Raw genomic sequence first — 15,052 nt, forward strand, 5'->3', positions numbered from 1 at the left:
TGAGATGCGTATAATTCTGCCAGACATCGGAGCCCGAAGACGCATGCCGCAGACTAAAGATGATTTTCCCGACGCGCTGTACAGTGCCGCGCAGGTCCGGGCCCTCGACGCACAACTGATCGCGGCGGGCACCAGCGGCTTCGAATTGATGCAGCGCGCCGCCCGTGCCACCTGGCGAGCCATTGTCCGGCGCTGGCCCGAGGCCAGCGAGCTGACCGTGCTGGCCGGCCATGGCAACAACGCCGGCGATGGCTACCTGGTCGCGACCCTGGCCCGGCGCGCCGGCTGGTCGGTCCGAGTGCTGGCGGTGGGTGAGCCCCGGCGTTTGCTCGGTGATGCCGCCAATGCCCACGCCGAAGCCGTGGCGGTTGGTGTGCCAGTAGAACCCTGGACGGACGAATGCGAGTTGCGGGGTGTATTGCTCGACGCACTGCTCGGCACGGGGCTGAGTGGTGATGTGCGCGAGCCTTATGTGCGGGCCATCGATACCATCAACGTCAGTGGCCTGCCGGTCGCCGCCGTGGATATCCCCTCGGGATTGTGTGCCGATACCGGTCGAGTGCTGGGCACTGCGGTGATAGCTGACCTGACCGTGACGTTCATCGGCCTGAAGCTTGGCCTGTTCACGGGGGATGCGGCGGACCGGGTCGGTGAGTTGTTTTTCAATGACTTGCACGCGGCCCCGGACATCGTTGAATCGGCACCGGCCAGCGCTCTATTACTCCTGCCGCGCAATCTGCCACGTCTGACGCCTCGCGCGCCCACATCCCACAAAGGCAAGTTCGGTCATGTGTTGTTGATCGGCGGCGACCGGGGCTTCGGCGGCGCGATCCAGATGAGCGCCGAAAGCGCCCTGCGCTGCGGCGCGGGCATGATTTCCATGGCGACGCGCAGCGAGCATGTAACCTGCGTCCTGGCGCGTTTGCCGGAAGTCATGGTGCAAGGCACCCATTCGGCGAACCAATTGATGGGCTTGCTCAAGCAGGCCAGCGTGCTGGTGGTCGGGCCGGGCCTGGGCCAGGCCGCCTGGGGCCGTAGTCTGTTGTCGGCGGCGGCCAATGCGCCGTTGCCGCAAGTTTGGGATGCCGATGCGCTGAACCTGTTGAGCAGCGGCGCGGTCAGCCTGCCCGGGCATTGCGTCATCACCCCACACCCGGGCGAGGCGGCGCGATTGCTGGGGATCTCCACGGTCCAGGTGCAGGCCGATCGTCCGGCGGCTGCCCATGCGTTGAGCAAAAAATATACAGCCACCGTGATCCTCAAGGGCGCCGGCAGCCTGATTGCGAGTCCGGACGGTCGCCTGGTCGTTTGCCGCCAGGGTCATCCGGCCATGGCCACGGCTGGCCTGGGAGATGTATTGGCCGGCGTGGTCGGCGCCTTGCTGGCCCAGGGCCTGGAAGGCTTCGACGCGGCCTGCCTGGCAGTCTGGTTGCACGCCAGTGCCGGCGCGCAAGCCGGTCAACTGGGACGTGGATTGGTGGCGACCGACCTGATTCCGGTCATTCGTCAGTTGTTGGAGGAGCGTTCACCGTGTCTGAAGTAACCCTGTACGTGGCGGACGAACATGCCATGACACAATTTGGTGCCCGCATCGCGCAGATCACCGCCGGCCACGGCCTGATTTTTCTTGAAGGGGATCTCGGCGCGGGGAAAACCACCTTGTCCCGTGGCATTATCCGCGGTCTCGGCCACGTCGGGTCAGTCAAGAGCCCGACGTTTACCTTGGTCGAGCCCTACGAGATCGGTGACATCCGCGCCTTCCATTTCGACCTGTATCGGCTGGTGGACCCCGAAGAATTGGAGTTCCTCGGTATCCGTGATTATTTCGAAGACGACGCCTTATGCCTGATCGAATGGCCCCAGAAAGGTGCAGGCTTTTTGCCAAAGCCCGACCTGACCATTACCATTGGCGCGCAGAATGGCGGGCGTTCGGTGAAACTGTCTCCGCAGGGCTCGCGTGGCGAGTCGTGGTGTGCCGCTTTGGCATTGGAAAACTAATTGATGATGGGGTTTGGTATGCGCTTTCGCGCGGTGGTTGCTGTCGTAGGACTGTTGCTTACGGCACTGGCCGTCGATGCTGTGGCTGAGACAAAGGTCAACAGCGTTCGCCTTTGGCGGGCGCCGGACAATACAAGGCTGGTGTTCGACCTGACTGGCCCGGTGCAGCACAGCGTCTTTACCCTTACGGCCCCGGATCGCCTGGTGATCGACATCAATGGTGCGTCCCTCGGCGCGCCGTTGAACGTGCCCACCTCCAATACACCGATTACCGCGATGCGCTCGGCCCAGCGTACGCCGACCGACCTGCGGGTGGTCATCGACCTGAAAAAAGCCGTGACCCCGAAGAGCTTCACCCTGGCCCCCAACGCCCAGTACGGCAATCGACTGGTGGTGGACCTGTTCGACAACCCGTCCGATGCCGACCCGCCGCCACCGCCGCCGACCAAGGTTGCCACGGTGCCCGCGGTGCCGGTGACCCCGACCGAGCCTGCGCTCAAGCTCCCGCCGGCGCCTGCTGGCAAGCGCGACATCATTGTCGTGATCGACGCCGGCCACGGTGGCGAGGACCCGGGCGCCTCAGGTTCGCGTGGGCAGCGTGAAAAAGACGTGGTGCTCTCGATCGCCCGCGAATTGCAGCGCCAGGTCAACGGCATGAAAGGCTTCCGCGCCGAACTGACCCGCACTGGCGATTATTTCATCCCGTTGCGCGGCCGCACGGAAATTGCTCGCAAGAAGGGCGCCGACCTTTTCGTCTCGATCCACGCTGACGCCGCGCCTTCGAAAGCCGCATTCGGGGCCTCGGTGTTTGCCCTGTCCGACCGCGGCGCAACCTCCGAGACCGCCCGTTGGCTGGCCGACAGTGAAAACCGCTCCGACCTGATTGGTGGTGCGGGCAATGTCAGCCTCGACGACAAGGACCGGATGCTCGCGGGTGTGTTGCTTGACTTGTCGATGACCGCTTCGTTGACCTCCAGCCTGAACGTCGGCCAGAAAGTCCTGAGCAATATCGGGCGCGTCACGCCGCTGCACAAGCAGCGCGTCGAGCAGGCCGGGTTCATGGTGCTCAAGTCGCCGGACATCCCGTCGATCCTGGTGGAGACCGGGTTCATCTCCAATGCCAACGAAGCCTCGAAACTGTCGTCTGCGAGCCATCAGCAGGCCCTGGCCCGATCCATCAGCAGCGGCGTGCGGCAGTTCTTCCAGCAGAATCCGCCGCCGGGCACCTACATCGCCTGGCTGCGCGATTCCGGCAAGATCGTCCAGGGTCCACGGGATCACCGGGTCAATCCTGGCGAAACCCTGGCCATGATTGCCGTGCGTTACCAGGTGTCGCCCGCCACCTTGCGCAGCGCCAACAATCTCAAGAGTGACGAGCTCAAGATCGGCCAGACCCTGACCATTCCGGGTAATGAAGTGGCGGCCAAGCAATGAGTGACGACGTGATCGGCAGCACCGCCCGCATCGAACTGCTCAGCCCTCGGCTGGCGAACCAGATCGCCGCCGGCGAGGTGGTCGAACGCCCGGCCTCGGTCATCAAGGAATTGCTGGAAAACAGCCTCGACTCCGGGGCCAAGCGCATCGACGTCGATGTCGAGCAGGGCGGCGTCAAGTTGCTGCGGGTTCGCGATGACGGTGGCGGCATTCCTTCCGACGATTTGCCGCTGGCCCTGGCCCGCCACGCCACCAGCAAGATTCGCGACCTCGAAGACCTGGAACGGGTCATGAGCCTGGGGTTTCGTGGCGAGGCCCTGGCTTCCATCAGCTCCGTCTCGCGCCTGACCCTCACCTCTCGCACCCGCGACGCCGAGCAGGCCTGGCAGGTCGAGACCGAAGGCCGCGACATGGCCTCTCGCGTCCAGCCCGCGGCCCATCCGGTTGGCACGTCGGTGGAAGTGCGCGATCTGTTCTTCAACACCCCGGCCCGGCGCAAGTTTCTCAAGGCCGAGAAGACTGAGTTCGACCACCTGCAGGAAGTCATCAAGCGCCTGGCCCTGGCGCGTTTTGACGTGGCGTTCCACCTGCGTCACAACGGCAAGACCATCCTCAGCCTGCACGAGGCCCACGACGATGCGGCCCGCGCCCGACGTGTCGGCGCGGTGTGCGGTGCGGGTTTCCTGGAACAGGCATTGCCTATCGAGGTGGAGCGCAATGGCCTGCACCTGTGGGGCTGGGTTGGGTTGCCGACGTTCTCCCGCAGCCAGGCGGACTTGCAGTATTTCTATGTGAACGGTCGTGCGGTTCGCGACAAACTGGTGGCCCACGCCGTACGCCAGGCTTATCGCGATGTGCTGTTCAATGGCCGGCATCCGACCTTCGTGCTGTTTTTCGAAGTCGATCCGGCGGTGGTAGACGTCAACGTGCACCCGACCAAGCACGAGGTGCGTTTTCGTGACGGGCGCATGGTTCATGATTTCCTCTACGGCACTTTGCACCGCGCCTTGGGCGATGTGCGTCCGGAAGATCAGTTGGCGGCGCCGGCGGCAGTGGCGGGCATGGTCCGGCCAACGGGGCTGGACGCTGGCGAATTCGGGCCCCAGGGCGAAATGCGCCTGGCGGCCAATGCCCTGCTGGAGCAACCCCAGCCTCAGCCGAGCTACAATAATACGGCCGGCAGCGGTGCCGGCAGCGGCTATCAGTATCAATACACCCCACGCCCGCAATCGAACGTGCCGGCAGCCGAGGCCCAGGCGGCCTATCGGGAATTCTTCAAGCCATTGCCGGAGAACGGCGCGGCGGCACTTCCCGACGGCCAGGGCGACATCCCGCCGCTGGGTTATGCCCTGGCTCAGCTCAAGGGCATCTATATTCTCTCGGAAAACGCCCAGGGCCTGGTCCTGGTGGACATGCACGCCGCCCACGAGCGGATCATGTACGAGCGCTTGAAAGTCGCCATGGCCAGCGAAGGCCTGAGCGGGCAGCCGCTGTTGGTGCCCGAATCCCTGGCGGTCAGCCAGCGCGAAGCCGATTGTGCGGAAGAGCATGTGAGCTGGTTCCAGCGCCTGGGCTTTGAGTTGCAGCGGCTGGGGCCGGAAACCCTGGCGATCCGGCAGATCCCGGCCTTGTTGAAACAGGCCGAGGCCAATCGGCTGGTCAGCGATGTGCTGGCGGACTTGATGGAGTACGGCACCAGTGACCGGATCCAGGCGCACCTGAATGAACTGCTCGGCACCATGGCCTGTCACGGCGCGATCCGTGCCAACCGGCGCCTGGCCCTGCCGGAGATGAACGGCCTGCTGCGGGACATGGAAAACACCGAACGCAGTGGCCAATGCAACCACGGCCGGCCGACCTGGACCCAACTGGGCCTGGACGACCTGGACAAACTGTTCCTGCGCGGTCGTTGATGAACCAGCTCCCTCCTGCGATTTTCCTGATGGGGCCGACGGCCGCCGGCAAGACCGACCTGGCCATTGAACTGACCAAAGTCCTTCCCTGCGAGTTGATCAGCGTCGATTCGGCGCTGGTGTACCGCGGCATGGACATCGGCACCGCCAAGCCGTCAAAAGAATTGCTGGCCGAATTTCCCCATCGCTTGATCGACATCCTGGACCCGGCCGAGGCTTATTCGGCAGCCGATTTTCGCCGTGACGCGCTCCAGGCCATGGCCGAGATCACCGCCCGGGGCAAGATCCCGCTGCTGGTGGGCGGCACCATGCTGTATTACAAGGCCTTGGTCGACGGGCTGGCGGACATGCCGGCGGCCGACCCCGAAGTGCGCGCGCAGATCGAAGAAGAAGCCGCGCGCCTTGGTTGGCAAGCACTTCATGAGCAATTGGCGGTCATCGACCCGCAGTCGGCGGCGCGTATTCACCCCAATGACCCGCAGCGGCTCAGCCGGGCCCTGGAGGTCTATCGGGTCAGCGGCCAGAGCATGACGGCCCTCAGGCAGCGACAATCTGCGCGAAGTACTGAAGCAGCCGCTTCGGGACTGCAACAATTGCCCTATACTGTCGCGAATCTGGCCATCGCTCCGGCGGACCGGCAAGTGCTGCATCGGCGAATTGAACAAAGATTCACATTAATGTTGGAACAGGGATTCATAGACGAGGTCGTAGCCCTGCGTGAGCGAAGTGACCTGCATGCCGGGTTGCCGTCTATACGTGCGGTAGGTTATCGACAAGTCTGGGACTACCTGGACGGCAAGCTGACGTCAGCCGAGATGCGCGAGCGCGGAATTATCGCCACGCGCCAATTGGCAAAGCGCCAGTTCACCTGGCTGCGCAGCTGGACTGACTTGCATTGGCTCGACAGCCTTGATTGCGACAATCTGCCACGCGCCTTGAAATACCTTGGGACCATCTCCATATTGAGCTGAGTCCTTGCAATTGCCGTCTATCCTTGGGGGTGTGACGGCCCAAGCCATCTGATTCCGATTTTTATAATTGATCCTTAAAGGAGTGCGGCACATGTCAAAAGGGCATTCGCTACAAGACCCTTACTTGAACACTTTACGTAAAGAAAAAGTTGGGGTGTCCATCTATCTGGTCAACGGGATCAAACTGCAAGGCACGATCGAGTCTTTCGACCAGTTCGTCATCCTGCTGAAGAATACCGTCAGCCAAATGGTCTACAAACACGCTATCTCGACAGTGGTGCCGGTTCGTCCAATTCGTCTGCCTAGTGCAACCGAATCCGAAGGCGGTGACGCTGAACCGGGTAACGCTTGATAGGAGCCTCCTTTGTTCTTTGAGCGCCACGGTGGTGGTGAGCGGACTATTCTCGTTCACTTGGAAGGACAGGACCCTGAGGCGCGCGAAGATCCGCAGGAGTTTCAGGAATTGGCAATTTCGGCCGGCGCCGAGACCGTCGCGTTTGTCAACGTGCCGCGTCATCGGCCAACCGCCAAGTTCCTGATCGGCAGTGGCAAGGTCGAGGAGTTGCGCGACCTGGTCAAGGCCGAGCACATCGATCTGGTGATTTTCAATCACATCCTTACGCCCAGTCAGGAGCGCAACCTCGAACGTGTCTTCGAGTGCCGCGTGATCGACCGCACAGGGCTGATTCTCGACATCTTCGCCCAACGCGCACGTACCCATGAAGGCAAGCTCCAGGTCGAACTGGCCCAGCTTGAACACATGAGTACGCGGCTGGTCCGCGGCTGGACTCACCTTGAACGCCAGAAAGGCGGGATCGGCCTTCGTGGTCCGGGTGAAACCCAGCTGGAAACCGACCGGCGCCTGTTGCGGGTTCGCCTGCGCCAGATCAAGGGGCGGCTGGAAAAAGTCCGCAGCCAGCGCGAGCAGTCGCGTCGTGGTCGCAAGCGGGCGGACATCCCGACGGTTTCACTGGTGGGTTATACCAACGCCGGCAAATCGACCTTGTTCAACAACGTCACTCAGTCCGACGTCTACGCCGCCGACCAGTTGTTCGCCACGCTCGACCCGACCCTGCGCCGGCTCGACCTGGCTGACCTCGGGCCGATCGTGCTGGCCGACACCGTGGGCTTCATCCGTCACCTTCCGCATAAACTCGTCGAGGCTTTCCGGGCTACGCTCGAAGAGTCGAGCAACTCCGACCTGCTGCTGCACGTGATCGATGCCGCCGAGCCGGACCGGATGCTGCAGATCGAGCAGGTAATGATCGTGCTGGGCGAGATCGGGGCCCAGGACTTGCCGATCCTCGAGGTATACAACAAACTCGATTTGCTCGAGGGCGTGGAGCCGCAGATCCAGCGCGATGCCGACGGCAAGCCGCAACGGGTCTGGCTGTCAGCTCGTGATGGCAGTGGACTGGACCTGCTCAAGCAGGCCGTGGCGGAGCTGTTGGGCGATGACTTGTTCGTCGGCACCTTGAAGCTGCCGCAGCGTTTTGCCCGGCTGCGTGCCCAGTTCTTCGAGTTGGGCGCGGTGCAGAAAGAAGAACATGATGAAGATGGCGTCTGCCTGTTGGCCGTTCGCCTGCCTCGGGCGGAACTGAACCGGTTGGTCAGTCGTGAAGGGCTGCAACCGATGGAATTCATCGAGCAACACACTTTGCAATAAAAGCCTGAGAAAGCTGTGTCAGGCATTCTGTAGCATTGGCCGGCGCGCCGTGGGCGCGTCTTTGCTTTATCAGATGGAGAGCGCTATGGCTTGGAATGAGCCGGGTGGCAACTCGAATAACCAGGATCCCTGGGGCGGCAAGCGTCGTAACAACGGCGACCGCAAGGGACCACCGGATCTCGACGAGGCCTTCCGCAAGCTGCAGGAAAGCCTGAACGGTTTGTTCGGTGGTGGCAAGAAACGCGGTGACGATGGCGGCAGCCGTCCGGGCAAGGGCGGCGGTTTCGGCCTGCTCGGCATCGGTCTTGTCGTGCTCGCGGCTGTCTGGCTGTACAGCGCGGTCTATGTCGTGGACGAGCAGGAGCAGGCCGTGGTGCTGCGCTTCGGCAAGTACTACGAAACCGTAGGCCCGGGCCTGAACATCTACTTCCCGCCGATCGATCAGAAGTACATGGAGAACGTCACGCGTGAGCGTGCCTACACCAAGCAGGGCCAGATGCTGACCGAAGACGAAAACATCGTCGAAGTGCCGCTGACCGTGCAGTACAAGATCACCAACCTGCAGGACTTCGTGCTGAACGTCGACCAGCCGGAAATCAGCCTGCAGCATGCGACCGAAAGTGCCTTGCGCCATGTGGTGGGTTCCACCGCCATGGACCAGGTGCTGACCGAAGGTCGTGAACTGATGGCCAGCGAAATCAAGGAACGCCTGCAGCGCTTCCTCGACACCTATCGCACCGGCATCACCGTCACCCAGGTTAACGTGCAGAGCGCAGCGGCACCGCGTGAAGTACAGGAAGCCTTCGACGACGTGATCCGTGCCCGTGAAGACGAGCAGCGTTCGCGCAACCAGGCCGAAACCTATGCCAATGGCGTCGTGCCGGAAGCCCGTGGCCAGGCCCAGCGCATCATCGAGGATGCCAACGGTTATCGCGACGAAGTGGTCTCCCGCGCCAAGGGTGAGGCTGACCGCTTCACCAAACTGGTAGCCGAGTATCGCAAGGCCCCCGAAGTGACCCGCCAGCGTCTGTACCTGGACACCATGCAGGAAGTCTTCAGCAATACCAGCAAGGTCCTCGTGACCGGCAACAAGAACGGCCAGAGCAATCTGCTGTACTTGCCGTTGGACAAGATGGTCGAGAGCGGTCGCAACACCAGCACGCCGCCGACCAGCGCGGCAGCCGCCAGCAATGAAGCCAATGCCCGCGCGGCGGCGGATCTGCAGCAACAGCAAGCACGTACCAGGGAGAGTCGCTGATGAGCAATAAATCGCTGATCGCCCTTATTGTCGGTGTCGTCGTGGCGATCGCTGCCTGGAACTGCTTCTACATCGTGGCTCAGACCGAGCGGGCGGTGTTGCTGCAATTCGGTCGCGTGGTCCAGGCTGATGTCCAGCCGGGGCTGCATGTGAAAGTGCCGTACGTCAACAAGGTGCGCAAGTTCGACGCTCGCCTGATGACGTTGGATGCACCGACGCAACGCTTCCTGACGCTGGAAAAGAAAGCCGTGATGGTGGATGCCTATGCCAAGTGGCGCGTGAAGGATGCCGAGCGCTTCTACACCGCGACCTCGGGCCTCAAGCAGATCGCCGACGAGCGTCTGTCACGTCGCCTGGAGTCGGGCCTGCGGGACCAGTTCGGTAAGCGCACCCTGCACGAAGTGGTGTCTGGTGAGCGTGATGCGCTCATGGCCGACATCACCCGTTCGCTGAATGCGATGGCGGAAAAAGAGCTGGGGATCGAAGTCGTCGATGTCCGGGTCAAGGCCATCGACCTGCCGAAGGAAGTGAACCGCAGCGTGTTCGAGCGGATGAGCACCGAGCGTGAGCGTGAAGCTCGCGAGCACCGCGCCAAGGGTAACGAGCTGGCCGAAGGCATCCGTGCCGACGCCGATCGCCAACGCCGCGTGCTGCTAGCCGAAGCCTATCGTGAATCGGAAGAGGTCCGTGGTGATGGTGATGCCCAGGCCGCTTCGATCTACTCCAAGGCTTATGGTCAGGATCAGGAGTTCTACGCGTTCTACCGTAGCCTGCGTGCCTACCGTGAAAGCTTCGCGAACAAATCCGACGTTCTGGTCCTGGACCCAAGCAGTGACTTCTTCCAGTACCTGGAAAAGTCCAAGCCTTGATGCGACGTTGACCTGAAGCACTCCGCCCGGCGGCTAAAACGTCGGGCGGGGTGATCCTTTCGGAAAACGTGTGTATGATGCGGCAGCCGGGAAATTCCCGGCTTTTTTGCGTCTGCACGTTTGATTGTGGTTACAGGTGCAGGTGTCGGGTTGAACGACTCGACAGGTTTTTCGAGGAAAGTGCTTGGCGAGGCCGATCCAGGGCCATTCGTCACGTCGCCCTTGCGCGTGGTTTGCGGATCTTCGCATGGCGCCGGCATTTTCTGCTTCACTCAAGGCCAGCCTGAAGGCTGGCCGCCCGGACCATAGGGGAATGGCGTAATGGCAACGGTAGACCGCTGGCTGCTGCCAGATGGCATCGAAGAAGTACTGCCACCGGAAGCTGCGCGTATTGAAGTTGCGCGTCGGCAGGTGTTGGATCTGTTCCAGAGCTGGGGTTACGAGTTCGTCGTTACCCCGCATATCGAGTACCTGGAATCCCTGCTGACCGGCGCGGGCCAGGACCTGGACCTGCGCACCTTCAAGGTTATCGATCCTCAGTCGGGTCGGCAGATGGGCTTTCGTGCCGACATCACGCCGCAAGTGGCACGCATCGACGCCCACACCCTGCGCCGCGAAGGTCCCAGCCGGCTGTGCTACGCCGGCAGTGTCCTGCATGCCCAGCCGCGTGCCTTGTCGTCTTCGCGCAGCCCGATCCAGCTGGGCGCCGAGCTGTATGGCGACGCCAGCCCGAGCAGTGACGTAGAAGTCATCAGCCTGATGTTGGCTATGCTGCAACTGGCTGACGTGCCGGATGTCCACATGGACCTGGGGCATGTCGGCATCTACCGTGGCCTGGCCCGTGCGGCCGGTTTGTCCGGCGAAGTGGAACAGCAGTTGTTCGACGCGCTGCAGCGCAAGGCCATCGACGAGGTTGTCAGCCTGACCGAAGGCCTGCCGGCCGAGTTGTCCGGCATGTTGCGTGCGTTGGTGGATCTGTGTGGCGGCCGTGAGGTGTTGGCTGCGGCCCGTGAACGCTTGGCCCATGCGCCGGCGCCGGTGTTGGCGGCACTGGACGATCTGCTGGCGATTGCCGATCGTTTGTCGGTGCGCTTCCCCGAGTTGCCGCTGTATTTCGACCTGGGCGAGTTGCGCGGTTATCACTATCACACCGGCGTGGTGTTCGCCGTGTTCGTGCCGGGTGTTGGCCAGTCCATCGCCCAGGGCGGTCGCTACGACGACATCGGTGCCGACTTTGGTCGCGCCCGTCCGGCGACCGGTTTCTCTACCGATTTGAAAACCCTGGTGACCCTGGGGCGTGCTGAAATCGAGCTACCGTCTGGCGGTATCTGGATGCCTGACAGTACGGATGCGGCACTCTGGCAGATGGTCTGCCAGTTGCGCAGTGAGGGTCAGCGTGTTGTCCAGGCATTGCCTGGGCAGCCTTTGGCCGCCGCCCGTGAAGCGGACTGCGACCGGCAATTGATTCAGCAGAACGGGCTTTGGCAAGTATTGCCGCTGGCTTCTTGAGTTTTCCTGCCGGCCATCAGCCGGCACCAAGTTTGCGCGAATGAGGACAAGTGTTATGGGTAAGAATGTCGTAGTCCTGGGCACCCAGTGGGGTGATGAGGGCAAAGGCAAGATCGTTGATCTGCTGACCGAACATGCTGCCGCCGTAGTGCGCTACCAGGGTGGCCACAACGCAGGTCACACCTTGGTGATCGATGGTGAAAAAACCGTCCTGCACCTGATCCCGTCGGGCGTATTGCGCGAAGGTGTGCAGTGCCTGATCGGCAACGGCGTGGTGGTTGCGCCCGACGCCCTGCTGCGGGAAATCATCAAGCTGGAAGAGAAGGGCGTGCCGGTGCGCGAGCGCCTGCGCATCAGCCCGTCCTGCCCGCTGATCCTGTCCTATCACGTTGCGCTGGACCAGGCCCGTGAAAAGGCCCGTGGCGAACTGAAGATCGGCACCACCGGTCGCGGCATCGGCCCGGCCTACGAAGACAAGGTCGCCCGTCGCGGCCTGCGCATCGGTGACCTGTTCCACCGCGAGCGTTTCGCCGCCAAGCTGGGCGAGTTGCTGGACTACCACAACTTTGTCCTGGTCAACTATTACAAAGAGCCGGCCATCGACTTCCAGAAGACCCTGGACGAGTGCATGGAGTACGCCGAGCTGCTCAAGCCGATGATGCTCGACGTCACCGCCGAGCTGCACGAGCTGCGCCGCGCCGGCAAGGACATCATGTTCGAAGGCGCCCAGGGCTCGTTGCTGGACATCGACCACGGCACCTACCCGTACGTCACCAGCTCCAACACCACCGCGGGCGGCATCGCCACCGGTTCGGGTTTTGGCCCGATGTACCTGGACTACATCCTGGGCATCACCAAGGCCTACACAACCCGCGTCGGCTCGGGTCCGTTCCCGACTGAGCTGTTCGACGATGTCGGTGCCTTCCTGGCCAAGCGCGGCCACGAGTTCGGTGCCACCACCGGTCGTGCTCGTCGTTGCGGCTGGTTCGATGCCGTGATCCTGCGTCGCGCCATCGACGTCAACAGCATCTCGGGCCTGTGCCTGACCAAGCTGGACGTACTGGACGGCCTGGAAACCATCAACATCTGCGTGGGCTACAAGAACCAGGACGGCGCGGTCATCGACGCACCGACCGATGCCGACAGCTACATCGGCCTGGAGCCGGTGTATGAGCAGATGCCAGGCTGGACCGAATCGACCGTAGGCGCCAAGACCTTGGAAGAGCTGCCTGTAGCGGCTCGCAATTACATCAAGCGTGTCGAAGAGTTGGTCGGCGCGCCGATCGACATTATTTCGACGGGGCCGGACCGTAACGAAACCATCGTTCTGCGTCACCCATTCGGCTGATAAGTCGTTGATGTAAAACACAAAGGACCCTCGTTAGGGTCCTTTGTCATTTCTGCCGCCCGTGCGGCACGACACTTGCTTTGCAACTCCATTACCGGCACGTCTATACGAGTGCTATCAAATTAATGGCGTTAGTAGAGGGATTCTCCTGTGTCGGCCGTTCTCTCACTGTTACAAAGCCGTCTGCTGCGGCCGGTGTTCGTTACCCTCGGTATCGCCCTTTTGGTGCAAGTGCTGGTCGCCGTTGCGCTGACCCGAAGCACGGTCACCGCGCTGGAGGCCGATCTAAACGCGCGGCTGGGGGGCGACAGTCAAAAGTTGTCTGGTGAACTGGAGCAGGCCGGGCATGAAGTCACCTCAAGCCTGGACAGCTTGTCGGCCAGCACCCGGCAGCGCCTTACCGCCGGTTTGTCCACGCGATTGAAGGACGAGCAGGCGCAACTGCGCACGACGCTGGAGAAAAGCCTCAAGGAGTCCGCCAATGATATGGCGCAGCTTCTGGCTTCGGTCGCTCCGCGCGCCATGTGGGACAGCGACGTGCCGACCCTTTCTGAATTCGCCCGCCGGGCCCAGCGCAATCCCAACGTGCTGTTTGTCATTTATGACGACGCCGCCGGTGAACACCTTACGCGCTACCTGAACCGGGAGAACCCGATCAACAAGGCCTTGCTGGAAAAGGGCAAGGGCGAGCGCGCGCTGGACAAAGTGCTGGATGCTGCGAAGAACGATCCCTCCGTGTATTACCTCGAAGCTTCGATCAACCCCAACGGCGTGGAAATCGGCAAGGTGTTGATGGGGGTGTCGACGGCCTCCGTTGAGACCGATCTGAGGGCTCTCGACCAACGCTTTGCTGCGTTGATTGCCAGCAGCGACCAACTGGTGGGCGACAGCCTCAAGGGTGCCGCCGCCGACAGCGCCGCCGCCATGCGCGGCCGCTTGGGTTCGGCGCAGGCAACCGCCACGCAAATGCAGACCAACACCGCCGCTACCGTGCAAGAGGCCGCAGGAACCTTGCGCTGGCGTATCGGCCTGGGCCTGGCGTTGGTGGGCTTTGGCGTTCTGGTGTTGCTGGCCGTGGTGCTGGGGCGTCGGGTGGTCAATCGCCTGAAGCTACTGATCGCGGCGATGAACGACCTGGCGGCGGGCGAGGGCGACTTGACCAAGCGCGTGCAAATCAACAGCAAGGACGAGATCGGCGAGATGGCCTCGGCAGTCAACCGCTTTGTGGATAAGTTGCAGCCCATCGTGCGCGAGGCAGGGGATGTGGCCCAGCGGACCGGTCAGGAAATTGGCGCGATGACCTTGCGCAACTCCGGTGCCGATGCGGCGGCCGGCATGCAGCGCGATGAAGTGGCCGAGAGCTTGCGGGCGCTGTCGCAAATGGCCGACGAAGCGCAGTCGGAAAGCCAGGCGATGCAGGCGGCGTTGCAGCAAGTGGTGGAGATTCGCAAGGCTACCGACGAAAACACCCGCACCTCGGCCAAGGTGGGGGGGTTGATCGAGGCGTTGGCCGGTCAGGTCGATACAGGGGCGAAAGTCATCGAGCGGTTGGCGCAGCAGAGCGAGCAGATCGAAGTGGTGCTGACTGTGATTCATGGCATCGCCGAGCAAACCAACCTGCTGGCCTTGAACGCAGCCATCGAGGCGGCGCGGGCCGGCGAAACCGGACGTGGGTTCGCGGTGGTGGCGGATGAGGTACGGGCGCTGGCGAGCAAGACCCAGAGTTCGACCGGCGACATCCAGGCCCATATCGTCGCCTTGCAACAGGGCGCGCGTGAAGCAGTGGCTGCGATTGGTCAGGCCGGGCGCCAGGCCAGCGAGGGTTTGTTGGTGCTGCGCGACAGCGCGCGGTTGCAGCAGTCGGTGCAGGCCTCCGTCGAGCAAGTCCATGCGGCCATCGGCCTGGCAACCCAGGCAGCCGCGCATCAGGCCCAAGGCGCGCAAGCGGTGCGCAGCCGAGTGGAAACCATTCATGTCCAGGCCGAAAAAGCCGCCCAGGCCGTGGTCGAGACCACGGCCAGCGGCAAGGTGCTGGACAGTTTGGCGGCGCAGTTGAAGGCGAGCCTGGGGCAGTTCAGGGCTTGAT

Annotated in this window: 12 protein-coding genes; all 12 read left to right on the forward strand. The window is 62.6% G+C overall.

The window, feature by feature from the left end:
• Positions 1-43: 43 nt before the first annotated feature.
• Positions 44-1,543 (forward strand): NAD(P)H-hydrate dehydratase, encoded by a 1,500-nt coding sequence (locus HU742_RS19875; protein ID WP_186645255.1) that lies wholly within the window; start codon positions 44-46, stop codon positions 1,541-1,543.
• The gene (tsaE, locus tag HU742_RS19880) at positions 1,531-1,998 is read left to right on the forward strand and encodes a tRNA (adenosine(37)-N6)-threonylcarbamoyltransferase complex ATPase subunit type 1 TsaE (RefSeq protein ID WP_186645253.1); all 468 of its coding nucleotides are present in this window, start codon (positions 1,531-1,533) and stop codon (positions 1,996-1,998) included. The genes HU742_RS19875 and tsaE overlap by 13 nt, the downstream gene beginning before the upstream one ends.
• Positions 1,999-2,001: 3 nt before the next feature.
• The gene (locus HU742_RS19885; RefSeq protein WP_186638485.1) at positions 2,002-3,432 is read left to right on the forward strand and encodes an N-acetylmuramoyl-L-alanine amidase; all 1,431 of its coding nucleotides are present in this window, start codon (positions 2,002-2,004) and stop codon (positions 3,430-3,432) included.
• A complete protein-coding gene (gene mutL / locus HU742_RS19890) occupies positions 3,429-5,345 on the forward strand; it encodes a DNA mismatch repair endonuclease MutL (protein ID WP_186645251.1) in 1,917 nt (638 codons plus the stop codon). The genes HU742_RS19885 and mutL overlap by 4 nt, the downstream gene beginning before the upstream one ends.
• On the forward strand, positions 5,345-6,316 hold the full coding sequence (miaA, locus tag HU742_RS19895; RefSeq protein ID WP_186645249.1) for a tRNA (adenosine(37)-N6)-dimethylallyltransferase MiaA: 972 nt from the start codon (positions 5,345-5,347) through the stop codon (positions 6,314-6,316). Before mutL ends, miaA begins: the two co-directional genes overlap by 1 nt.
• A 91-nt stretch (positions 6,317-6,407) precedes the next feature.
• Positions 6,408-6,668: an RNA chaperone Hfq gene (gene hfq / locus HU742_RS19900; protein WP_003186419.1), complete on the forward strand. Its 261-nt coding sequence runs from the start codon at positions 6,408-6,410 to the stop codon at positions 6,666-6,668.
• 12 nt (positions 6,669-6,680) lie between these two features.
• Positions 6,681-7,982, forward strand: coding sequence for a ribosome rescue GTPase HflX (hflX, locus tag HU742_RS19905; RefSeq protein ID WP_186638495.1), 1,302 nt, complete (start codon positions 6,681-6,683; stop codon positions 7,980-7,982).
• 85 nt (positions 7,983-8,067) lie between these two features.
• The gene (hflK, locus tag HU742_RS19910; RefSeq protein WP_186638497.1) at positions 8,068-9,240 is read left to right on the forward strand and encodes an FtsH protease activity modulator HflK; all 1,173 of its coding nucleotides are present in this window, start codon (positions 8,068-8,070) and stop codon (positions 9,238-9,240) included.
• Positions 9,240-10,109, forward strand: coding sequence for a protease modulator HflC (gene hflC / locus HU742_RS19915; protein WP_186638499.1), 870 nt, complete (start codon positions 9,240-9,242; stop codon positions 10,107-10,109). Before hflK ends, hflC begins: the two co-directional genes overlap by 1 nt.
• A 321-nt stretch (positions 10,110-10,430) precedes the next feature.
• Positions 10,431-11,618, forward strand: a complete 1,188-nt coding sequence (locus HU742_RS19920) for an ATP phosphoribosyltransferase regulatory subunit (RefSeq protein ID WP_186638501.1) — start codon at positions 10,431-10,433, stop codon at positions 11,616-11,618.
• Between the two features lie 55 nt (positions 11,619-11,673).
• Positions 11,674-12,966: an adenylosuccinate synthase gene (locus HU742_RS19925; protein ID WP_039592540.1), complete on the forward strand. Its 1,293-nt coding sequence runs from the start codon at positions 11,674-11,676 to the stop codon at positions 12,964-12,966.
• Positions 12,967-13,116: 150 nt separating this feature from the next.
• The gene (locus tag HU742_RS19930) at positions 13,117-15,051 is read left to right on the forward strand and encodes a methyl-accepting chemotaxis protein (RefSeq protein WP_186645247.1); all 1,935 of its coding nucleotides are present in this window, start codon (positions 13,117-13,119) and stop codon (positions 15,049-15,051) included.
• The last annotated feature ends 1 nt before the right edge of the window (position 15,052 follow it).

The organism is Pseudomonas marvdashtae, assembly GCF_014268655.2.
In the GTDB taxonomy this organism is placed as follows: Bacteria; Pseudomonadota; Gammaproteobacteria; order Pseudomonadales; family Pseudomonadaceae; genus Aquipseudomonas; species Aquipseudomonas marvdashtae.